At 64.5% G+C, this 21750-nt stretch carries 22 protein-coding genes and 1 pseudogene; 17 read left to right on the top strand and 6 right to left on the bottom strand.

All coding sequences use genetic code 11. The annotated features are described in order from the left end of the window. The first annotated feature begins 8 nt into the window (after window positions 1–8). From A4C63_RS00840 to A4C63_RS00830, 3 genes are all read left to right on the top strand, one after another. Entirely contained in the window at window positions 9–593 is a 585-nt protein-coding gene (locus A4C63_RS00840) for a YigZ family protein (protein WP_063911127.1), read from the top strand. A gap of 541 nt (window positions 594–1134) precedes the next feature. Further along, window positions 1135–1821 (top strand): SDR family oxidoreductase, encoded by a 687-nt coding sequence (locus tag A4C63_RS00835; protein WP_063911126.1) that lies wholly within the window; start codon window positions 1135–1137, stop codon window positions 1819–1821. Window positions 1822–1907: 86 nt separating this feature from the next. Next, entirely contained in the window at window positions 1908–2855 is a 948-nt protein-coding gene (locus tag A4C63_RS00830) for an adenosine deaminase (protein ID WP_063911125.1), read from the top strand. Window positions 2856–2886: 31 nt separating this feature from the next. Here the strand turns inward: A4C63_RS00830 and A4C63_RS00825 are convergent, their stop codons facing one another. Further along, on the bottom strand, window positions 2887–3600 hold the full coding sequence (locus A4C63_RS00825; RefSeq protein WP_063911124.1) for a helix-turn-helix transcriptional regulator: 714 nt from the start codon (window positions 3598–3600) through the stop codon (window positions 2887–2889). 489 nt (window positions 3601–4089) lie between these two features. Here A4C63_RS00825 and A4C63_RS26675 point away from each other — a divergent pair, with 489 nt between their 5' ends. Further along, complete coding sequence (locus tag A4C63_RS26675) at window positions 4090–4287, top strand: hypothetical protein (RefSeq protein ID WP_082888227.1); 198 nt, start codon at window positions 4090–4092, stop codon at window positions 4285–4287. On the opposite strand, the gene A4C63_RS00820 is transcribed toward A4C63_RS26675, so the two are convergent. Further along, a complete protein-coding gene (locus A4C63_RS00820; RefSeq protein WP_063911123.1) occupies window positions 4238–5419 on the bottom strand; it encodes a multidrug effflux MFS transporter in 1182 nt (393 codons plus the stop codon). The two genes, A4C63_RS26675 and A4C63_RS00820, sit on opposite strands and share 50 nt — an antisense overlap. A 193-nt stretch (window positions 5420–5612) precedes the next feature. Continuing rightward, entirely contained in the window at window positions 5613–5810 is a 198-nt protein-coding gene (locus tag A4C63_RS00815; RefSeq protein ID WP_063911122.1) for a heavy-metal-associated domain-containing protein, read from the bottom strand. Between the two features lie 144 nt (window positions 5811–5954). Here A4C63_RS00815 and A4C63_RS00810 point away from each other — a divergent pair, with 144 nt between their 5' ends. The 5 genes and pseudogenes from A4C63_RS00810 to A4C63_RS26960 all read left to right on the top strand — a co-directional run bounded on the left by A4C63_RS00810 (window position 5955) and on the right by A4C63_RS26960 (window position 11311). After that, window positions 5955–6341, top strand: coding sequence for a hypothetical protein (locus tag A4C63_RS00810; RefSeq protein WP_063911121.1), 387 nt, complete (start codon window positions 5955–5957; stop codon window positions 6339–6341). 52 nt (window positions 6342–6393) lie between these two features. Next, complete coding sequence (locus A4C63_RS00805; protein ID WP_063911120.1) at window positions 6394–8793, top strand: heavy metal translocating P-type ATPase; 2400 nt, start codon at window positions 6394–6396, stop codon at window positions 8791–8793. Next, window positions 8790–9200 carry a Cu(I)-responsive transcriptional regulator gene (gene cueR / locus A4C63_RS00800; RefSeq protein WP_063911119.1) on the top strand — a complete coding sequence of 137 codons (411 nt, stop codon included), beginning with the start codon at window positions 8790–8792 and terminating at the stop codon, window positions 9198–9200. The genes A4C63_RS00805 and cueR overlap by 4 nt, the downstream gene beginning before the upstream one ends. Before the next feature lie 107 nt (window positions 9201–9307). Next, window positions 9308–10453: pseudogene (locus A4C63_RS26965) on the top strand (sensor histidine kinase); the annotation flags it as partial. A 90-nt stretch (window positions 10454–10543) separates the two neighbouring features. Beyond that, entirely contained in the window at window positions 10544–11311 is a 768-nt protein-coding gene (locus tag A4C63_RS26960; protein WP_370464319.1) for a methyl-accepting chemotaxis protein, read from the top strand. 126 nt (window positions 11312–11437) lie between these two features. On the opposite strand, the gene A4C63_RS00790 is transcribed toward A4C63_RS26960, so the two are convergent. Then, window positions 11438–12217: a helix-turn-helix transcriptional regulator gene (locus tag A4C63_RS00790; protein WP_063911117.1), complete on the bottom strand. Its 780-nt coding sequence runs from the start codon at window positions 12215–12217 to the stop codon at window positions 11438–11440. 80 nt (window positions 12218–12297) lie between these two features. Further along, the gene (locus A4C63_RS00785; RefSeq protein ID WP_063911116.1) at window positions 12298–13575 is read right to left on the bottom strand and encodes an acetyl-CoA C-acetyltransferase; all 1278 of its coding nucleotides are present in this window, start codon (window positions 13573–13575) and stop codon (window positions 12298–12300) included. Window positions 13576–13693: 118 nt separating this feature from the next. Between A4C63_RS00785 and A4C63_RS00780 the strand changes: the two genes are divergently transcribed. The 8 genes from A4C63_RS00780 (at window position 13694) to A4C63_RS00745 (ending at window position 19896) form a co-directional block, all read left to right on the top strand. Then, window positions 13694–15046, top strand: a complete 1353-nt coding sequence (locus A4C63_RS00780) for a 3-oxoacyl-ACP reductase (RefSeq protein ID WP_063911115.1) — start codon at window positions 13694–13696, stop codon at window positions 15044–15046. 2 nt (window positions 15047–15048) lie between these two features. Continuing rightward, window positions 15049–15900 (top strand): MaoC/PaaZ C-terminal domain-containing protein, encoded by an 852-nt coding sequence (locus A4C63_RS00775; RefSeq protein ID WP_063911114.1) that lies wholly within the window; start codon window positions 15049–15051, stop codon window positions 15898–15900. A gap of 56 nt (window positions 15901–15956) precedes the next feature. Further along, a complete protein-coding gene (locus A4C63_RS00770; protein WP_063911113.1) occupies window positions 15957–16262 on the top strand; it encodes a MazG-like family protein in 306 nt (101 codons plus the stop codon). Continuing rightward, entirely contained in the window at window positions 16259–17008 is a 750-nt protein-coding gene (locus tag A4C63_RS00765; protein ID WP_015268825.1) for a methyltransferase domain-containing protein, read from the top strand. The genes A4C63_RS00770 and A4C63_RS00765 overlap by 4 nt, the downstream gene beginning before the upstream one ends. Before the next feature lie 21 nt (window positions 17009–17029). Then, window positions 17030–17665, top strand: a complete 636-nt coding sequence (locus A4C63_RS00760; RefSeq protein WP_063911112.1) for a DUF4136 domain-containing protein — start codon at window positions 17030–17032, stop codon at window positions 17663–17665. 19 nt (window positions 17666–17684) lie between these two features. Continuing rightward, a complete protein-coding gene (locus A4C63_RS00755) occupies window positions 17685–18254 on the top strand; it encodes a DUF4136 domain-containing protein (protein ID WP_063911111.1) in 570 nt (189 codons plus the stop codon). Window positions 18255–18528: 274 nt separating this feature from the next. After that, window positions 18529–18999, top strand: a complete 471-nt coding sequence (locus tag A4C63_RS00750; protein ID WP_063911110.1) for a prepilin peptidase — start codon at window positions 18529–18531, stop codon at window positions 18997–18999. 120 nt (window positions 19000–19119) lie between these two features. After that, window positions 19120–19896 carry a response regulator transcription factor gene (locus A4C63_RS00745; RefSeq protein WP_063911109.1) on the top strand — a complete coding sequence of 259 codons (777 nt, stop codon included), beginning with the start codon at window positions 19120–19122 and terminating at the stop codon, window positions 19894–19896. 118 nt (window positions 19897–20014) lie between these two features. Here the strand turns inward: A4C63_RS00745 and A4C63_RS00740 are convergent, their stop codons facing one another. Continuing rightward, window positions 20015–21679 (bottom strand): ShlB/FhaC/HecB family hemolysin secretion/activation protein, encoded by a 1665-nt coding sequence (locus A4C63_RS00740; RefSeq protein WP_063911108.1) that lies wholly within the window; start codon window positions 21677–21679, stop codon window positions 20015–20017. Between the last annotated feature and the right edge of the window lie 71 nt (window positions 21680–21750).

The raw sequence follows: 21750 nt of genomic DNA, 5'->3' as shown, positions 1-21750 counted from the left end.
CGTCATTTATGCCTTCTACCCTGCTCGACCTCTGCGAATACCGCGAGGAAATCCGCAAAAGCCGCTTCATCACCCTCGCCGGGCCGATCAGCAGTGCCGCCGAAGCGATGAGTTTCATCGAACGCCATAGCGACCTGGCCGCGACCCACAACTGCTGGGCCTGGAAGCTCGGCGACCAGTACCGCAGCAGCGATGACGGCGAACCTGGCGGTACCGCGGGGCGGCCAATCCTCGCGGCCATCGAAGCGCAGGACTGCGACCAAGTGGTGGTGCTGGTAATCCGCTGGTACGGCGGCATCCAACTGGGCACCGGTGGCCTGGCCAGGGCCTACGGCGGCGGCGCCAACAAGTGCCTGCAACAGGCACCCAAGCGGCTGCTGGTGCAGCGCAGCGAATTCACCTGCAGTTGCAGTTTCAGCGAACTGGCGCTGGTGAAGTTGCGCCTGGCGGAGGTTGACGGCCTGGTCCTGGATGAGCAGTTCACCGCCAATGGTGTGGACCTGCTGATTGCACTCGGTGACGCCCACCTCGCCCCACTGCAGCAGCAGTTGGCCGACTTGAGCCGCGGGCGCATTCTGCTCGAAGCACGCTGAACATTGCCCACAACAACTGTGGGCCGGCCTGTGGATAAGCTTGGGGCATTCGCTTGCAGGTCAATGCTTTCAAGGCCTACAGAGCTTTGATCATATTTTGATCACTGTTTGATGACAGCGGCAAACTGCTGAAACCTCAGGAGTTATCCCCAGCACGAGGCCAGAGGCGCCAGCCTGCTGCCTCTCGGTTTGCACACAATAACTGTGGAACAGCCTGTGGATAACCCGTGCGCCAACAGGCGAAGTACCCGCCCAGACAAGGGCGCGGCGCGACTGGTCGTTTTTTAGCCAGCTCGCACGCCGAATTACCCACAGGAGAACGCGATCCTTTGTGGGAGCGGCCTTGCGTCGCGATAGGGCCGCAAAGCGGCCCCGGCAATTCATGCGGAGTTGCTGAAATCCTGGGGCTGCTTCGCAGCCCATCGCGACACAAGGCCGCTCCCACAGGTACTGCACCGCTTTTGAATGAAGGGCCGCAAATTGGCCCCAGTGCATTATCCTCAATACCTTTCCCTGCAAACTGATCACGGAGTGCGTCCACATGGCTAACGCAAAAACTGCACTTATCATCGGCGCCTCGCGCGGGCTGGGCCTGGGCCTGGTGCAGCGCCTGCACGAAGACGGCTGGAACGTCACCGCCACCGTGCGCAACCCGCAGCAGCCCGGCGCTCTGGCAGATGTGCCCGGCGTGCGCATCGAGCAGCTGGAAATGAACGACACGGCCCAACTCGATGGCCTGAAGCAACGCCTGCAAGGTCAAGTGTTCGACCTGGTGTTCGTCAACGCCGGCGTCATGGGCCCCCTGCCGCAAGACCTGGAGGCGGTGCAGAACAAGGACATCGGCGACCTGTTCATGACCAACGCCGTGGCACCCATCCGCGTGGCCCGCCGCCTGGTCGGCCAAGTACGCGAAGGCAGCGGCGTGCTGGCCTTCATGAGCTCGATCCTGGGCAGCGTGACCATCCCCGATGGCGGCGAAATCTGCCTGTACAAGGCCAGCAAGGCAGCCCTGAACTCGATGATCAACAGCTTTGTCGTCGAGCAACAACGCCCCGACCTGTGTGTGCTGGCCATGCACCCGGGCTGGGTGAAAACCGACATGGGCGGTGAAAACGCCGAAATCGATGTGCTGACCAGCACCCGCGGCATGCTTGAACAGATCAAGGCGCAAAGCGGCAACGGCGGCCTGCGCTTCATCAACTACAAGGGCGAACCCTTGGTCTGGTGATTCACCGGGTCACAGCCTGGCCGGGCGCATTGCCCGGCCAGCCTCTGTAGAATGGCGGCAACCGTACCTGATCGAGATGACCCACTATGTATGACTGGTTGAACGCCCTGCCCAAGGCCGAACTGCACCTGCACCTGGAAGGCTCGCTGGAGCCCGAGCTGCTGTTCGCCCTGGCCGAGCGCAACAAGATCGCCCTGCCTTGGGCCGATGTGGAGACCTTGCGCGGTGCCTATGCCTTCAACAACCTGCAGGAGTTCCTCGACCTGTATTACCAGGGCGCCGACGTGCTGCGCACCGAGCAGGACTTCTACGACCTGACCTGGGCCTACCTGCAACGCTGCAAGGCGCAGAACGTGATCCACACCGAACCGTTCTTCGACCCACAGACCCACACTGACCGCGGCATCCCCTTCGAAGTGGTGCTCAACGGCATCAACCAGGCGCTCAAGGACGGTCGCGAGCAACTGGGCATCAGCAGCGGCCTGATCCTCAGCTTCCTGCGCCACCTCAGCGAAGATGAAGCACAGAAAACCCTCGACCAAGCCCTGCCGTTCCGCGATGCCTTCATCGCCGTTGGCCTGGACAGCTCGGAAATGGGCCACCCACCAAGCAAGTTCCAGCGCGTGTTCGACCGCGCCCGCAGCGAAGGCTTGGTCGCCGTTGCCCATGCCGGCGAGGAAGGCCCGCCCGAGTACATCTGGGAAGCCCTGGACCTGCTGAAGGTCAAGCGTATCGACCACGGTGTGCGCGCCATCGAGGACGAGCGCCTGATGCAGCGCATCATCGACGAGCAGATCCCGCTCACAGTGTGTCCGCTGTCGAACACCAAGCTCTGCGTATTCCACCACATGAGCCAGCACAACATCCTCGACATGCTCGAGCGCGGCGTGAAGGTCACGGTCAATTCGGACGACCCGGCCTACTTCGGTGGCTACGTCACCGAGAACTTCCACGCCCTGTACACCCACCTGGGCATGACCGAAGACCAGGCCCGTCGGCTGGCCCAGAACAGCCTGGATGCCCGGCTGGTCTGAATGACATGACGGCGACATGACAGTGTCGCGGTCAACCGACCTGCCAGGTTGGCACGCGGGCAATGCGATTGATCTGCTGGATACCCAGTGCAGAGATATGCAAAGCCCGCGAGTCCTCGGCCTCGCGCATCCAGCCCGATTGCAGGAACAGCCGGAACAAGGCCTGCCCCAGTACTCCGCCCAGGTGCGGCCCCTCATCGTTCCACTCGGTGCAGCGGCAGATCACACAGCCACGTTGCTGATGCGGTGCCAAGGCATCGATGTAGACCCCGACCAAAGCCAACTGCGCCCGCCCCTCCTCACTCACCATCAGCTGGCGACCGCTACCCTCCAGCCAGCCGGCCACCACCAGACGGTGATACAGCTCACCGGCCAGTTCGCCACCCAGGTGATCGCCACAGCGACGCGCCCTGCGTATCGACATGGGCAGCGATGATACCGGGGCCTTGGCCCGCTCCCCCTTGGTACTCTCCAGCTGGACACTGGCCAGGGCCTCCACCGCCGCCCCGACTTGCGGGGTGGCCAGGCGGAAGTAGCGCTTGCGGCCCCGCGCTTCGTGCCGGAGCAAACCGGCCGACGACAACAGCGAAAGGTGAGCGCAGGCCGATGACGAGGTCAGGCCGGTCATTACCGCGAGCTCGTTGGCCAGCCGTGGCGTGCCATCGATCAATGCCCACAACATGGCACTGCGCTTGGGGTCGGCCATCAGGCTGGCGATCTGGCTGATACTGCTGGCTGCGTTCATGTCCCTGTAACTCCCTGCAAGTTCACTGTGTGGATGCGATGGCCAACCCTGGCAGGGAAGCGCCTCTCGCTGGCACTGGCCTGGTTCGCCAGTATAAGCCGCAAAAAACGCCATTCAGGCAGCCCCGCGCAGTGGCGCCGCAGGCAAAAAAACACTGGGTATGCCTACCCATGGCAAGCAGTGAAACGGGGCGTGAAACCTGCCCGGACCGCACGGGCAAGCAGCCCGGCACACCCTGGCAGGGGCACGGGAACGACAGGCGGAAAAAACACCGAATACAACTTCGGACGCGGCCGACACCTGATTTCCACAAGTAGCGCAAGCCAAAGCGAAGGTTCCACGTGCTTGCGGGCATTGCGCCCCAAGCAGGCAAAAGCGCGTAGAAAATGTTCCCGTCGACCGTCAGTCAGGACACTGATGCCAGTCATGGCAGGCAGAAGGGGTAGCGCTACACTTCATCCGCTCTCCCCCCTTTGGAGGTATGCCGCGATGAAAATTGTCGTCAGCGCGTCGAGCCGAAACCCCGCCTGCCCCTGGCAGGTTCAGCTCGATCAACACGTGGTCAGTTTCCGCAGCGAGGCCGAGGCCCGTGCCTTCGTCGCCACGCTGGAAACCCGCCTGCAGGCACCTCACCCGCTTATGCGGGAACCTTGGCCGGCAAACGTCGGGTCAGCAGCGCGACACTGACCACCAGTGCCCCGCACAGGCTGATCACCAGCGCCATCGGCACCGCACTGCCATCATGCAGCAGCCCGACCAGCGCCGCTGCGCCAGCGGCGACACTGAACTGCAGGCAGCCCATCAGCGCCGAGGCACTCCCGGCCCTTGCGCCCTGCCCGCTCATGGCACAGGCGGAGGCGTTGGGGATGATGCAACCGAGGCTGGAGATGCAGACGAACAGTGGTACCAGCAGTGGCCAAAGCTGTGTTGGCCGCAGTGCCGCCACGCCTAGCAACGTCAGGCCCGCAGCCAGGTACAACCACACCGCACGCGCCAGCAGAAACGCCGGCCCACGCTTGGCCAGCAAGCGTGCGTTCACCTGCGCCACCAGGATAAAGCCGGCAGCATTGGTGCCGAACAACCAACCGTAATGCTCGGCCGGCACGCCGTAGAGCTTGATGAACACGAAAGGTGAACCGGCGATGTAGGCAAACATGCCGGCAATGGCGATACCACCGGTCAAGGCATGGCCGATGAACACCCGGTCAGCGAGCAGGCGCAAGTACTGACGCAAGGCGCCAGACAGCGGTTGCCGCGGTATGTGCTCAGGCAGGCTTTCCGGCAGGCCCAGGCTGACCGCCAGCAGGCAACCGGCACTGAACAGGCTCAGGGCGAGGAAGATCGATTGCCAGCCGGCCAGGTTCACCAACACCCCGCCCAGCATCGGTGCCAGGATTGGCGCCAGCCCCATGACCAGCATCAGTTGCGAGAACACCTTGGCCGAGGCCACCGGGTCACACTTGTCACTGACAATGGCCCGCGACAGCACCATCCCGGCGCAACCGCCCAGCGCCTGGACGAAACGCGCCAGCACCAGGGTGTCGAGGTTGGGGGCATAGGCACAGGCCAGTGACGCCAGGGTGAACAGGGTCACCCCGAACATCAGCGGCTTGCGTCGGCCAAAGCGGTCAGCCACCGGCCCGTAGGCCAGTTGCCCGATGGACAGGCCAAGGAAGTAGGCGGCCAAGGTGGCCTGGACATGTTTTTCATCGGTGGCGAACGCCTGCGCCATGGCCGGGAAGGCGGGCAGGTAGAAGTCGATCGCCAAGGGCCCGAACGCACTGAGTGCGCCCAGGATGAGCACCATTCGCAGGTTCATCAGGAATCCATAGCAGGCTAAGCAAGTGCTTGATTCTACCTGCTGTGGGCCCTATCGACATGAAAACATTTGCAACAATACTGGGCCTGGCGCCGCCCCTGCAGGAGCGGGCGTGCCCGCGAATCAGGCGGCGCGGTGGATGCCATCGGTTGCGCCGGTGTTCGCGGGCACGCCCGCTCCCACAGGTCAGTATTCAGGCCGCCTCGGCCTGATAACCTTCATCGCGAATGGCCGTGAGGATCTGCTCCTGCGCCAACTCACTCTGCACCCGTACCTGCCTGGCCGCCAGGTCGACCTCCACCTTGGCCGCGGCATCCTGCTCCTGCACCGCCCGGGTCACGGCTTTCACGCAATGGCCACAGGTCATGCCTTGTACATTGAACACTTGCATGGGGTTACCTCCTTCAGGTTTTCCACGAGTCTCAAGCTTGCCATCGGGGCAAGGTCAAGACCTGCCGACAACAGCCGGGGTGGAAATCCGCGCGCGCGTCGGCCAAGCTGCGCCTTTGATGATCAGGCAAGCAGGAGATTTTTCATGTTCAGGGCAGCATTGGGCGTCGTCGGGCTATTGAGCACGCTGGCTGCAGTGCCACCGGCCAGCGCCGAGGGCAACTCGGACTACAGCGTGCTGATCATTTCCCGGGAGCGCCTGGAAGTGGCCACCAGTTGCGAAATCGGCATCTACCTCAACGACCAGCTCTCCGGGCGCGTATTCCAGGAGCAGTCCACCTCGTTCAACCTGCCGCCCGGCCCGGTAGATGTGCGCCTGCGCCTGCTGCCCGGGCAAATGCCGGGCTGCTCCGCGGGTGTCGAGGACCAGCGCAGCACACGATTGAACCTGCAGGCGGGCCAGATCAACAAATACCGCATCGCCATGGGGCACTATGGGCTGGAGTTGAAGCGAGCCGGCCTGGGCTATTGACCTTACCTGCGTGGCAAGGTTGATGCTGGAGGCCTGTCCAAGGAGGAGAGCCATGCCCGCATCCACCACATACGACCTGCCGATCTCCGGCATGACCTGCGCCAGCTGTGCCGGCCGGGTCGAGCGCGCCCTGCGCAAGGTCACCGGCGCTGAACAGGTCAGCGTCAACCTCGCCACCGAACAGGCCCGGGTCCAGGCCCCGGCCAACAGCCTGCCCGCCCTCGTCGACGCCGTACGCGAAGCCGGCTATGGCGTGCCCACCCGCACCGTCGAACTGCAGATTGGCGGCATGACCTGCGCCAGTTGCGTCGGCCGCGTAGAGCGCGCCCTCGGCAAGCTGCCGGGGGTTGAGCAGGTCAGCGTCAACCTGGCCAGCGAACGCGCGCACCTCGAAGTGCTCGCGGCCCTTGACGACAACCTGCTGATCGACGCCGTGCAAAAAGCCGGCTACAGCGCCAGCCTGCCGCAAACCGCCAAGGACGACCAACCTGCTGCCCAACGCCGCCTGCGTAACGAACGCCTGGCGGTCGCTGCAGCGTTGCTGCTCGCCCTGCCGCTGGTGGTGCCAATGGTAGTGCAGCCGTTCGGCCTGCACTGGATGTTGCCAGCGTGGGTGCAGTTCCTGCTGGCCACGCCGGTGCAGTTCATTCTCGGCGCGCGTTTCTACGTGGCCGCCTGGAAAGCCGTGCGCGCCGGTGCCGGCAACATGGACCTGCTGGTGGCCCTGGGCACCAGCGCCGGTTACGGCTTGAGCCTGTACCAGTGGGCGCAAGCCCCCGCCGGCATGGCCCCGCACCTGTACTTCGAAGCCTCGGCCGTGGTGATTGCCCTGGTGCTGCTGGGCAAGTACCTGGAAAGCCGTGCCAAGCGCCAGACTGCCAGCGCCATCCGGGCCCTTGAAGCCTTGCGCCCGGAACGTGCCGTGCGCCTGGTCGATGGCCGGGAAGAAGACGTGGCCATTGCCCAACTGCGCCTCGGCGACCTGGTACTGGTCAAACCCGGCGAACGCTTCCCGGTCGATGGCGTGGTCGAAGACGGCAGCAGCCATGCCGATGAAGCCCTGATCAGCGGCGAGAGCCTGCCGGTGCCCAAGCAACCCGGGGACAGCGTCACCGGGGGCGCCATCAATGGCGAAGGCCGGCTGCTGGTACGTACCCAGGCACTGGGTACCGAAACCGTGCTGGCGCGCATCATCCGCCTGGTGGAAGACGCCCAGGCGGCCAAGGCGCCGATCCAGAAGCTGGTCGACCGGGTCAGCCAGGTATTCGTCCCGGCCGTGCTGGTACTGGCGCTGATTACCCTGGTCGGCTGGTGGCTGGCCGGCGCACCGCTGGAAACCGCGCTGATCAACGCCGTTGCCGTGCTGGTCATCGCCTGCCCCTGCGCCCTCGGCCTGGCCACACCCGCAGCGATCATGGCCGGCACCGGGGTCGCCGCCCGCCATGGCATCCTGATCAAGGACGCCGAAGCCCTGGAGCGAGCCCATGCGGTCAACCGTGTGGTGTTCGACAAGACTGGCACCCTCACCTCCGGCAGCCCACGCGCTGTCCACAGCCAGGCGCAGGTGGGCAGCAGCGCCGACCTGCACCGCCTGGCCGGCGCCCTGCAGCGCGGCAGCGAACACCCGCTGGCCAAGGCGGTACTGGATGCCTGTGCCGAACAGGGCCTTGACGTGCCTGCCGTTGCCGACAGCCAGTCGCTGACCGGGCGTGGTATCGCCGGGCGCGTGGAAGGCCGCGAACTGGCCTTGGGCAACCGCCGCCTGCTCGACGAAAGCACCCTGCTACCCGGTGACCTGGCCGCCAAGGCCCAGGCCTGGGAAGCCGAAGGGCGCACCCTGTCATGGCTGATCGAACGCGGCGCACAGCCGCGGGTGCTGGGCCTGTTCGCCTTTGGTGACAGCCTCAAGCCCGGCGCCGCGCAGGCGATCGATACCCTGCACGCGCAACGCATCAGCAGCCACCTGCTGACCGGCGACAACCGCGGCAGCGCCAAAGTGGTGGCCGACGCCCTGGGCATCGACGACGTGCATGCCGAAGTGCTGCCGGCCGACAAGGCCGCGACCGTGGCCGCACTCAAGCAGGATGGCGTGGTTGCCATGGTCGGTGATGGCATCAACGATGCACCGGCGCTGGCTGCAGCCGATATCGGCATCGCCATGGGTGGCGGTACCGACGTGGCCATGCAGGCCGCCGGCATCACCCTGATGCGCGGCGACCCACGCCTGGTACCGGCCGCTCTGGAGATCAGCCGCAAGACCTATGCGAAGATCCGCCAGAACCTGTTCTGGGCGTTCATCTATAACCTGATCGGCATCCCGCTGGCCGCGCTGGGTTACCTCAACCCGGTACTGGCCGGCGCAGCCATGGCCCTGTCCAGCGTCAGCGTGGTAAGCAACGCGCTGTGGCTCAAGGCCTGGAAACCCACCAGCAACACTCAGGAGGCCCCATGAACATCGGCCAGGCCGCCCGCCGCAGCGGGCTCAGCACCAAGATGATCCGTTACTACGAGTCCATCGGCCTGCTCAAGCCCGCAACGCGCAGCGACAGCGGCTACCGCCTGTACCAGGCGGAAGACTTGCACAGCCTGGCCTTCATCAAACGCTCCCGCGACCTGGGCTTTTCCCTCGAGGAGGTCGGCAAGCTGCTGACCTTGTGGCAGGACCGCCAACGCGCCAGCGCTGATGTGAAAGCGCTGGCCATGCAACATATCGATGAACTGAACCGGCGCATCGAAGAGCTGGTGAGCCTGCGCGACACCCTCGGCGAACTGGTCTCGCACTGCCAGGGGGACGAGCGCCCGGACTGCCCGATCCTCAAGGACCTGGCCAACGGCGCTGCGGGCGGCTGCTGTCACTGAGCCGCCCCGCAATCCTTTGGTATGCCATATACGTCCAAACACGACCGAATAGTCACCAACTGCGACTTTATCCAATAAATACGGGCGTTTTCCTACATTAAACCCGGATGCTGCCGATGCAGTTGTTACCTGCCTCGTGTATCAAAAATAAAAATCCGGGAGCGTCGATGAGCATCAAACAGAAACTGACCTGGGCATTCGCGGTCATCGCCGGCTTGCCCATCGTCTTTGTGGCCACCCTGGTAGTCCTCAACCTGCGTGGCGAAGCCCGCGACGGATTCCTCGACGGCAGCAGCCGGGAAATCCGCCAGGTCAGCAACGCAATGAACATCTTCTTCCAGGGCATCAACCAGAACGTCGAGTACATGGCCTCGCAGCCCCTGGTCGCCGCCACGGGCAGCGATCTGAACAAGTACATGAGCGCAACCCCGTCCTATGAACTGGGCGACCATGCCAGCAAAGTGCTGGAGTTCATGACTCGCCTGGCCACCACGCACCCCAGCTATGCGTACCTGTCCTACGGGGTGAATGACGGTGGTTACGTCGGCTGGCCGGCCGGGCAGAAGTTCGTCAATTACGACCCGCGCACCCGCCCCTGGTACCAATTGGCCATGGCCAACCCTGGCAAGACCTTGCGTACTGGCGCCTACTACTGGGCTGCCGACGACGCCGTGCTGGTCAGCACCGTGCGTACCGTCGCCAACCAGCTGGGCAACCCTGGTGGCGTGGTCAACGTCGACGTGTCGCTCAAAGGCCTCACCGAGATCGTCCAGCAGATCAAGCTGGGCGAAAGCGGCTACCTGCTGCTGCTGGAAAACAACGGCAACGTACTGGTCGACCCCCGTGACGCCAAGCACAACTTCAAGCAACTGGCGAGCTTTGGCGACGGGTACGCCGAGCTGGCCAAGCACGGCAAGGGGCTGGCCGAAGTGGAGCTCAATGGCGTGCGCTACATGGCCAACATCTACCCGGATGAACAGCTGGGCTGGACCTTGATAGGCCTGATCGAACAAAGCGAAGTGATGCAGACCACCACCCGCCTGACCTGGCTGATCGGCATCGTGGCCGTGGTGCTGGCTGCGCTGTTCGCCGTGGTGGGTGCCACCTTCGCCAAGCTGATCGTACGTCCGATCAACAGCGTCACCAGCGGCCTGGAAGATATCGCCCAAGGCGAGGGCGACCTGACCCGTAACCTGGAAATCCGTGGCCGCGACGAAACCGCGCAACTGGCCAACTGGTTCAACCAGTTCCTCGGGGCCATTCGCAGCCTGATCCAGCACATCGGTACTGCCGCCAGCAAGATCCTCAGCACCTCCAGCAGCTCGACCCGGGTTTCCAGCGACATGGCCGAAGCCGCAGGCCGCCAGCGCGAAGCAGTGGACATGGTCTCCACCGCCTTCCACGAAATGGTCGCCACCGCCAACGAAGTGGCTCGCTCCTGCAGCCAGGCGGCGCAGTCGGCCGACAGCGGCCAGCAACAGGCACGCGAAGGGCAGCAGCAGATCGATGCCGCGGTAAATAGCGTCGACCGCCTGAGCCAGGAAATCGAACAGTCGGCGCAGTCGATCCAGCAACTCGAGCGTGACAGCAATGCCATCCAGTCGATCCTCGGCACCATCCGCTCGATTGCCGAACAGACCAACCTGCTGGCGCTCAACGCCGCCATCGAAGCGGCCCGTGCCGGCGAGCAGGGCCGTGGCTTTGCCGTGGTCGCCGACGAAGTGCGGGCGCTGGCCAAGCGTACTGCCGACTCCACCGCCGAGATCGACGGCCTGCTGGGCAACCTGGCCAGCCGCACCGCCGAAGTGGCCGCACAGATGCACGCCAGCCTGGAGGTTTCGCAGCAGTCGGTGAGCCGCATCGGCCTGGCCCGTGACAGCTTCGGGCAGATCCGCGAGTCGGTGGATGTGATACGCGACATGAACACCCAGATCGCCACGGCGGCCGAGGAACAGCACCAGGTGGCCGAGGACATCAACCGTCACATCAGCCAGATTCACGGCGATGCGCAACTGGTGGCGGAACTTGCCCAGGCGGCGCAGGTGGATTCGGAGAGCCTGGCCGGGTTGTCCAATGAGCTGGATGCACTGGTGCGCAGGTTCCGTACCTGATGTGTTGCCTGCGCCGGCCTCTTCGCGGGCATGCCCGCTCCCACAGAATCACCGCAGCTTTGCAGGCTGTGGAGTACCTGTGGGAGCCGGCGTGCCCGCAAAGAGGCCGGCACAGGCGACCAATCACTAAAGCTTCAATTCTCCCGGTGTCGCGCCGAACAACTGCTTGAACGCCGCAATGTAAGCCGAGGTGGAATCATACCCACACCCCAACGCCGCCTCGGTCACATTCTCCCCTGCCTCCAGCAACGCCAGCGATGACAACAGCCGCATACGCTGCCGCCAGTTGCGAAAACTCAAACCCGTCTCCCGCTGGAACAGCCGCATCAGCGTCTTCTCCGAACACCCCAACTCCCGCGCCCACTGCTGCAAGGTCTGCGGCTGGTCCGGTGCAGCGATCAGGCCATTGCACAGCGCCAGCAAACCCGGGTGCCGTGGCAGTGGCAGCGAAAAACCGACCTCGGGCAGCATGCGTAGCTGGTCGAGCAGCACCGCCACCAGCCGCGCCTCGGCGCTGTCACCCTCCGGGTAGTCTGCCGGGAACAGGCAGAACTGCTTGATCAGTTCACGCGCCAGCGGGGTCACTTCCAGCACCCGGCATTGCTCCGGTGCCCACGGGCAGGCATCCCGGCGCACGTACAGGCTGCGCATTTCGGCCTGCATCGAGGTGACCACTTCGTGTTCGGCATCGGCTGGAATCCACACTCCCCACTGGGGTGGAGCGAAGTAGCTGCCCTCGTGGGTATACACCCCGAGGACGCCGCTGATCGCGTAGGAGAACTGCACCCAGTCGTGCTGGTGGCGGGTGGTCCAGGAGCCGGCGCCGAGGCTTTCGGCACGGGCATAGAGCGGCCTGGGCAGGTGGTCCAGCGCCGGGATGGCGCGGGGGTGTCCGATGATCGGCATGGCGGCTTCTTGTAGTTCTGATCAGACAAGCCTAACAGTTGATTCATGGTCAAGTCAGGCGCGCTCCCACAGGGTTTGCCTCAGCGCTCTACGATAACCGTCACCCCCTGCCCACCCGCCGCGCAGATCGAAATCAGCCCTCGCCCCTTCCCCGCCCTCGCCAGCAACTTGGCCAGGTTGGCCAATATCCGCCCCCCGGTGGCGGCAAACGGGTGCCCGGCCGCCAGCGAACTGCCCTTGACGTTGAGCTTGCTGCGGTCGATCGCCCCGAGCGGTGCATCCAGCCCCAACCGTTCGCGGCAATAATCGGCATCTTCCCAGGCCTTGAGCGTGCATAGCACCTGGGCAGCAAAGGCTTCGTGAATCTCGTAATAGTCAAAGTCCTGCAGCGTCAGGCCATTGCGCGCCAGCAGCCGCGGCACCGCATACACTGGCGCCATCAATAGCCCTTCGCGTCCCGTAACGAAATCCACCGCAGCGGTTTCGCCATCGACCAGATAGGCCAGCACCGGCAGCCCCTGCTGCTCGGCCCATTCCTCGCTGCCCAGCAACACCAGCGAAGCGCCATCAGTCAGCGGTGTGGAATTGCCCGCCGTCAGCGTGCCCTGCCCGCTGCGATCGAAGGCCGGCTTGAGCCGGGCCAGTTGCTCCAGGTTCAGGTCGGGGCGCAGGTTGTTATCACGGGTCAACGACAGAAACGGCGTCAGCAGGTCATCCTGCCAACCTTCGGCGTACGCGGCAGCCAGCGCCTGGTGGCTGAGCAGCGCCAGCTCGTCCTGTTCGGCACGGCCAATGCGCCAGGCCTGGGCCATGCGTTCGCAATGCTCGCCCATCGACAGCCCGGTGCGCGGTTCACCGTTACGCGGCAATTCGGGTTTCAGGTGGTGAGGGCGCAACTTGAGGAACGGCTTGAGCCGCTCGCCCAGGCTTTTGCCACGGTTGGCCTGCAGCAGGATGTGGCGCAGGCCTTCGTTGACCGCAATCGGCGCATCGGAGGTGGTGTCCACGCCACCGGCAATGCCACAGTCGATCTGCCCCAGGGCAATCTTGTTGGCCACCAGCAGTGCCGCCTCCAGCCCGGTGCCGCAGGCTTGCTGGATGTCATAGGCCGGCGTCTGCGGCGACAGACGCGAGCCCAACACGCACTCACGGGTCAGGTTCATGTCACGCGAGTGCTTGAGCACCGTACCGGCCACCACCTCCCCCATGCGCAACCCATGCAAGCGGTAGCGTTCGATCAGCCCTTCAAGGGCGACAGTGAGCATCGCCTGGTTGCTGGCCGTGGCGTAGGCGCCATTGGAGCGGGCGAAGGGAATTCGGTTGCCGCCCAGGATCGCGACCCGGCGAAGTGAACGCATGCGCTTGTTCCTCCTGAAACAATTCGATCCGTACAGCCTAGGTGTTTTTACCGCATTCGAACGACCTTGCCACAAAGTTGGTCCACACTTTCAAGCTTGCCTTCCGGGAGACCCACTCATGAGCGATCGCTACCTCGGCTTTGCCAACTCCAACCTCGGCCGCCGTCTTGTGGATGCCCTTGGCCTGCCACGCCCGGCGCCGCTGGAGCGCTGGCAGACAGGCCGCCTGCGCCCGGTCGAAGGTGCTCTGGTACTGGGTGGTGGGCCACTGGCGAACCAGGTCGAAGCCATTGCCCCGTGCCTGACCGACACCCTTTACAGCTTCAATACCGACAACCTCAAGGCCGAGGCGTGGGTAGCTGGCCTGGGACCGAAGATCAAGGCTGTGGTATTCGATGCCAGTCACCTGTCCGACAGCGACGCGTTGAAGCAGTTGCGCGAATTTTTCCAGCCACTGCTGCGCAGCCTGGCGCCGTGCGCCCATGTGGTGGTGCTGGGCCGTGCGCCAGAAAGCCTCGACAACCCGTTGGCCAGCATCGCCCAACGGGCCCTGGAAGGCTTCGGCCGCTCACTGGCCAAGGAACTGCGCAACGGTGCGACCGCGCAGTTGCTGTATATCGGCCCCGGCGCGGAAGACCAGCTGGAAGGCGCCCTGCGCTTCTTCCTCTCGCCCAAAAGCGCCTTCATCTCCGGCCAGGTGCTACGCCTGCAAGCCTGCGCCAGCCAGGTCAAGGACTGGACCCGGCCGCTGGCTGGCCGCCGCGCCCTGGTGACGGGCGCCGCGCGCGGCATTGGTGCCGCCATAGCCGAAACCCTGGCGCGGGACGGCGCCGACGTACTGCTACTCGATGTACCACAGGCCAGCCAGGACCTCGACGCCCTGGCCGCGCGCCTGGGCGGCAAGGCGCTGCCCCTGGACATCTGCGCCAGCGACGCGGCAACGCAACTGCTCGCGGCCCTGCCCGACGGCATCGATATCGTGGTGCACAACGCCGGTATCACCCGCGACAAGACCCTGGCCAACATGACCCCGGAATACTGGGACGCGGTGCTGGCGGTCAACCTCAAGGCACCGCAGCTGCTGACACAGGCGCTGTACGACAACGGCGCCCTGGGTGAAAACGCGCGCATCACGCTGCTGGCCTCGGTCAGCGGCATCGCCGGCAACCGCGGGCAGGCCAACTATGCCGCGAGCAAGGCCGGGCTGATCGGCCTGGCCCAGGCGTGGGCGCCCCGGCTCGCCGAACACGGCGGCAGCATCAATGCCGTGGCACCCGGTTTCATCGAAACCCACATGACCGCCGCCATGCCCATGGGCCTGCGCGAGGCCGGGCGACGCTTGAGTTCGCTGGGCCAGGGCGGCCGCCCGCAGGATGTCGCCGAAGCCATCGCCTGGCTCAGCCAGCCGGGCTCCGGGGCAGTCAACGGCCAGGTGCTGCGGGTATGCGGCCAGGCCTTGATGGGGGCTTGAACATGAGCCGACACTGGCACGACCTGCACAGCCCGGCTTCGCGCGCCAACCTGTACCTGCGCGCGGTCAGCAAGCGCACCATCAGCGGCGATCATCTGCCGGACGACGGCCTGCGCTGTTTCATCCGCGTCCAGCCGGGCAACCTGGCCGCCTATCGACGGTTGTGCCACTTCACCGACGATGGCCGGCTACCGGGGACTTATCCCCATGTCATGGCATTCACGCTGCAGTTGCAATTGATGACCGCGCCAGACTTCCCCTTCCCGCTGCTCGGCCTGGTGCACCTGCACAACCGCATCGAAGTGGTGCGCCCACTGGGCGGTATCGAAGGGCTGCGCTTTGCGGTGTATGCGGCCAATCTGCAAGCACATGCCAAGGGCGGCACCTTCGACCTGGTTACCGAAGCCGAAGACGGCATCGGCCTGATCTGGCGCGAGACCAGCCGTATGCTGGTGCGCGGGCTGAAGCTGGAAAGCGAGGCAGGCGAACCTGCCGAGGACGAGCCACAAGCATTACCAGAGGCGAGCCGCTGGTACGCCGACAAGGATATCGGCCGGCGTTATGCCAAGGTCTGCGGGGACTACAACCCGATCCACCTCAGCGCCGCCAGTGCTCGGCTGTTCGGCTTCCCCACGGCCATTGCCCATGGCATGTGGAGCAAGGCCATGGCCCTGGCAGCACTGCGCGGGCACCTGCCGCACAGTGGCTATGCCTTCGAGGTGGATTTCCGCAAACCGGTGCGGTTGCCGTCGGAGGTGGTGCTAGGTGCCAGTGAGGCGGGGGCTGCGGGTGAGCTGCGGCTGGATGGGCATGGAGGGGTGCTGCATATGGTCGGGCGCTGGGCTCGGCTTTAGGCCCCTTGCTTTGCATCGGGCCTGCGCAGAAGCTATGCAGCATTAGGAGACCCCCGATGAACCTGCAAGAACTCACCCAACGCCTGCACCAGATCCGCGACAACAACGACTGGCGCGGCTTCCACAGCCCGAAGAACCTGGCCATGGCCGCCAGCGTCGAAATGGCAGAGCTGGTGGAAATCTTCCAGTGGCTGAGCGAGGACCAATCGCGCCAGTTGCCCGCCGACCAGCTGGCCCACGCCGGCCAGGAAATCGGCGATGTGGTGCTGTACCTGTTGCTGCTGTGCAGCGAGCTGGGCCTGGACATGGACCAGGTGGTGCGGGCCAAGCTGGCCGACAGCGAGAGGCGCTTCGCCCGATGAACGACCGTCACTTCGATGAACTGGCCACCCGCTTTGCCGAGAAGATCTACGGCGGTGCCAAGGGCGCGATCCGCCTGGCCGTGTTGCAGGCCGACCTGGCCGAAGCCCTGCCCGACCGCCCGCTGCGCATCCTCGACATCGGTGCCGGGTTGGGCCACATGGCCTTGTGGCTGGCCCAGCGCGGCCACCAGCTGACCCTGGCCGAACCCGCCGCGCCGATGCTCGACGGCGCACGGGCGCGCTTTGCCGAAGCCGGCCAACCGGCCACCTTCATCCAGGCCCCCTGGCAAGACCTGCTCGGCCAGCTGACCGAACCCTACGACCTGGTGCTATGCCACGCCGTCCTTGAATGGCTGGCCGAGCCCGAAAGCATCCTGCCAGTGCTGCACCAGCTCACCGCCCCCTCCGGGTGGCTGTCCCTGGCCTTCTACAACCGCGACGCACTGGTCTATCGCAACCTGCTCAAGGGCCATTTCCGCAAGTTGCGCAGCAATCGGCTGGAAGGTGAAAAGCAGAGCCTGACCCCACAAAAACCGCTTGATCCACGCGAACTCAGGGCGCAACTTGATCCTATGTGGCAGGTTGAAAGCGAAAGTGGCGTGCGGGTGTTCCACGACTACATGCCCAAGGAATTCCAGGGCAAGGCCGAGCTGCTCGACCTGCTGGAAATGGAACTGGCCTACCGTCGCCACCCCAGCTTCGCCGGGCTCGGCCGCTACCTGCACTGGGTCTGCCGCCCCCGTTGAGCCGCCCGCTGGGAGGAATACATGCCGTACCGTCTGTTGTGCCTGGCCCTGCTGCCGCTTGCCCTGGCTGGCTGCCAGGGCAGCAACCCGTATGTGGCCAGCAGCCGCCCCTTACCACCGGCGCCTGCCCAGGCGGCCAGCACCTTCGATGCCAGTGCCTACCCGGCACCCGCCCGTGATTACGGGCACTACCGCAGCTGGAGCTGGCGCAACGGCCAGTTGCCCAGCGGCTCGGTCGATACCGACCCGGCGCAACTGGCCGATGCCGTCAGCGGCGCGCTCGACCAGCAGGGCCTGCGCCCCGCCCGGGGCGGCCCCGGCGACTTGCTGGTCAGCGCCGACATACGCCTGGAAAAGCGCTTGCGCCAGGTACGTGACTACGATGCCTACGACCCGTACTACGGCCCGTACCCCTACGGGGGGGTCGGCTATGGCGGCTACCGCCATGGCTATGGGGCCTATGCCAGCGTGCCCGTCGTGCGCACCTACGAGGTGCAGGTGATGGTGGTGCGTATCGACCTGTACGACGCCCGCAACGGCCAGCCGGTATGGAGTGCCAGCGCCGAAAGCGGCAGCGACAAGGACTCGCCGCGTGAACGCGAAAGTGCCTTGCGCGATTCCGTGCACAAGGCGCTCAGCGGCTATCCTCCCAGTTGATATCTAACGGAGAACCATCATGTTGCGCCGTCTCGTTCTACTGTCATTCGCGTTATTGCTCGCCGCCTGCTCCAGCAATAACGTCCAGCAGGATTTCGATGCCAGCCGTGATTTTGCCGCCTACCGCAGCTGGGCATGGCAGGAGCCGGGGCTGCAGTACCGCCCGGACGACCCGCGAATCAAGAGCGACCTGACCGAGCAGCGCATTCGCCAGGCGGTCGCCGACCAACTCGACCAGCGCGGCCTGCGCCCGGTACAAGGCGGTGCGCGGCCGGACCTGACAGTGCGCGCCTACCTGATCGTCGAGCAGCGTCAGCAACAGATCACCACCAACTACGGCGGAGGCTGGGGGGGCTACTGGGGCGGTTACTGGGGTGGCCCGATGTACAACGAAACCCGCAGCGTCGACTACAAAGTCGCCACCATCCAGATCGACCTGTTCGATGGGCATGACAGCAAGCTGGTGTGGCGCGGCAGTGCCGAGCAGATCATGAACAACTACCCGCCGAGCCCTGAGGAACGCAACAGCGCAATCCACAACACCGTGACCAAGGTATTGGCCAACTACCCGCCGGGTAGCAAGAAGTAACCCCTGTGGGAGCGGGCGTGCCCGCGAAGAAAACGACGCGGTGCATGGCACCGGCGTTGCCGGTGTTCGCGGGCACGCCCGCTCCCACAGGGATCGCGATTCCGGGCAAGACAGCTGTACCTGCCAGACCTGTGTCAGCTACGACAAAATCCATCCCGGCCACGCCTTTTTGCCTGTCCCGCCCCACTCCCCCGCAGGTTCCCGTCTATCTTCACTTAAGGAAACCTGACTGACCGGGTAGATGTGTTCAACATTTGGGAAGGACGACCTGCCAATGCAAAGCATTGTTCTCCTGATGTGGCTTGCCTTGTGCTCCGAACAGGACGTGCGTCAACGCCAGATATCCAACATGCTCACCCTTGGCGTGGCTACCTGCGCCCTGGTCTGGCTGTTCGCCACCGGCCACAGCTGGATCGGCGCCGATGCCAGCGATGCCGGCTGGGCGCTGGCCATCGTCATGTTACTGACCCTGCCCGGCTACATGCTTGGACGTTTCGGTGCCGATGACGTCAAGCTGATGGGCGCACTGGCCTTGGCCACCAGCCCGCAATACGTGCTTGGTACCTTTATTGGCGCCGGTGTCAGTGTGCTGCTGTGGCTGCTCACCCGCCGGCGTCTGTGGACCTTGCTCAACCCAAAGGTGAAAAAGCGTTTGCAGGCCCTGACCGAGGAAATGGGCGACAAGCAGGCCTTTGTCCCCTATGTGCTGACCGGCTTTCTTTTGACCGCTGTCTGGATCCAATGAATCTGCCTGTGGTCCGATGCCTTGTACATACCTTGTACATGTTCGCGTGGTGCGGCTATTTTTAAGCTGCCAGAGCGTCTGGCCCCGGGAGCAGGGCCGTATACGAACAGGGAGTGGATCGTGACCAGACCAGTGAGTGAATTGAAGGTTTTAGTGGTAGATGACCAACCGGTCATTGTCGAACAACTGTGTGAGTTCCTCGAAACCAAGGGCTATGTCTGCGTACCAGCCCATTCAACTGACGAAGCCATCGAGCGCTATGCGGCAGACCCGGCCATCGGCCTGCTCATCTGTGACCTGCACATGCCGGAGCGAGATGGCATCGAACTGGTGCGCGCCTTGAAAGGGGTCGACCGCAGCCAGCGCATGTTCGAAGCCATCATGTTGACTGGGCGTGCCGAGAAACAGGACGTGATCCGCGCGTTACGCGAAGGCTTTGCCGACTACTACCAGAAGCCGATGGACCTCGATGAACTGCTGGAAGGCGTACGTCGGCAGGAAGAGGCATTGCTGGAACGCCAGCGCAACTTCCGCGACCTTGGCGGATTGAATCAGCGCCTGCAGGAACTGGCCGAGTCGGTTGACGAGCTCTACCAGGATCTGGAAAGAGCCCGGGGCCAAGGTACTCACCGGCGTGCCACTGATGTGGAAGAAAGCGAAAGCGAGCTGCCAGCGGCGTTCGAGAAGCTGTCGCCACGCCAGCTGGAAGTGGCGCGCCTGGTGGGCAAGGGCAAGACCAACTACCAGATTGCCTGTGAGCTGGGCATTACCGAGAATACCGTGAAGCTGTATGTGTCGCAGGTGCTGCGCCTGACCCACATGCACAACCGCACCCAACTGGCACTGGCGCTGACACCCAGCTCTTCGCCAATGCATCAGCGATTTACTACCCATTGAGTGCCTTGCAGCCAATCACGACACCTGTGGGAGCGGGCGCGCCCGCGAACACCGGCGCAGCCGGTGCCGTGCACCGCGTTGGATTCTTCGCGGGCATGCCCGCTCCTAAAGCGCGCCCTTACAACTGAACACCAACAGTCAGAGTCAGCCGAGGGCTCCGGTCCAGGCTGTCCAATGCCACATCCGCCAAAGGCTTGGCCACCTCCAGCGCCACATTGAACAAGCGCCCATCCCCCAACCGCACACCAAGCGCCGCCGAGGCCAGATGGGCGTCCTCCACCGGCCCGCGGTTGTGCCAGGCCTGCGCCGTATCCAACACCACATAGGGCTGCACCTGCGCCAGCCAGCTACCACGAACGCTGTAGTTCAACTCGTAAGCCACACCCCAGCCCTTGTCCCCATCCGCCTGGTCACGCGGATAGCCACGGCCGAAGCTCTGCCCGCCAAACCCCGCACGCTCGCTGTCGGGCAAGCGGTCATCACTCCAGTACAAGGCCCCGGACATCACCCCCTGCCAGTTATCGAGCAACGCATCACTCTGCAACCCCGAAAGCCGCAACCGCAGAAAATCCAGATCGTAGTCGGCATCGCTGCGCGCCCCCAGGTAATCCAGCCCCTGATAGACCCCGGCGCTGACGATACGCAAACGCCCCGCTTCCACCTTGCGCCAGTCGCCCTCGAATGACAGCGCACGCACGTAGGTGTCGTAGTCCCGGACCAATGGCAACCCATCCACCCGGTCTTCGAGGTGCTCACTGACCGAATACACCTGCCCCTGCACCACCATCCATTCATCCGGTCTGACGATCACCGGCTGCCGCAGGCCGATCGCATAGCGATCGCTGTCGCGCTTGCGGGTAATGTCACGGCCATCGTCCAGACGAATCCGCGTGCCGGGCTCGCTGCGGTAGCGCGAAGCCGACAGCAGCAGCTGACTACCACCCGCATCCAGGTACTGGCTGTAGGCCAGGCGCTGGTAATGCACCTGGTCATCCCCCGGTGGCAGCAACAGGCTGGCCTCGATCTGTTCGGCAAAGCGGGTCTGGGCGTGGCTGGTTGCCGTCAGCAGCGCCTGCGCATCGTCGCGGTTGCCATCGGCAACGGCAACCGCAGCGCTGAACGGCTTGCGCTGCGCATGCACGGTTAACCGCGCAGCACCATCAGTGGTTTGCGCCACGGCCATCTGCGGCTCTATCGTCACCCCCGGCATGCGCTCGGCCAGGCCCAGGTAGCGCTCCAGCGTTTCCCGGGTCAGCGGGCGCTCGGCGGCAAGCCGCTCCAGCAGCTGGTGCAGATAGGCGCTGGCCGGGCCGATATCGCCATCCACGCGGTAATCACGGATATAACCTTCGACCAGCACCACATTGACCCGGCCATTGGCCACCTCCTGCGGCGGCAGGTAGGCGTACGACAACAGGTAGCCTTCCTGCCGATAGCGCTGGGTCAGGCGCGCGGTGTATTGCTGCAGTTCGCCCAACGTGGTCTGACGCCCGATCAGCGGCTGATAGTGTTCGCGCAGGTCGCTCAAGGGGAACACCGTGCCGCCTTCGAAGCGCACTTTATGCAGCACCAGCCGGGTATTCGCAGGCGCCCAGGCGGGGCTGTCGCCATCCGTTCCGGTCAGCTGCAGGTGAGCGCTGACCGGGCGATAGGCGTCTATTGGCAGGTTGGTGTCGGGCAGGCGGCGTTCGTACTCATGGCTGTCTAGAAACCCCGGCAACGGTTCGGCATGGGCGGCAAGCGCCCAAGGCAGCAACAACAGGGGCACGGCCAAAGGACGCATAGGGCGCTCCATGTTCCCTTGGGTTGCGTTGCAGCCCTTCGCGGGCGCGCCCGCTCCCACAGAGATCGCGC

This window comes from Pseudomonas sp. p21 (genome assembly GCF_001642705.1).
Taxonomy (GTDB): Bacteria; Pseudomonadota; Gammaproteobacteria; order Pseudomonadales; family Pseudomonadaceae; genus Aquipseudomonas.
The sequence above is the reverse complement of the archived record's forward strand: the minus strand, read 5'-3'. Positions and strand labels throughout refer to the sequence as shown.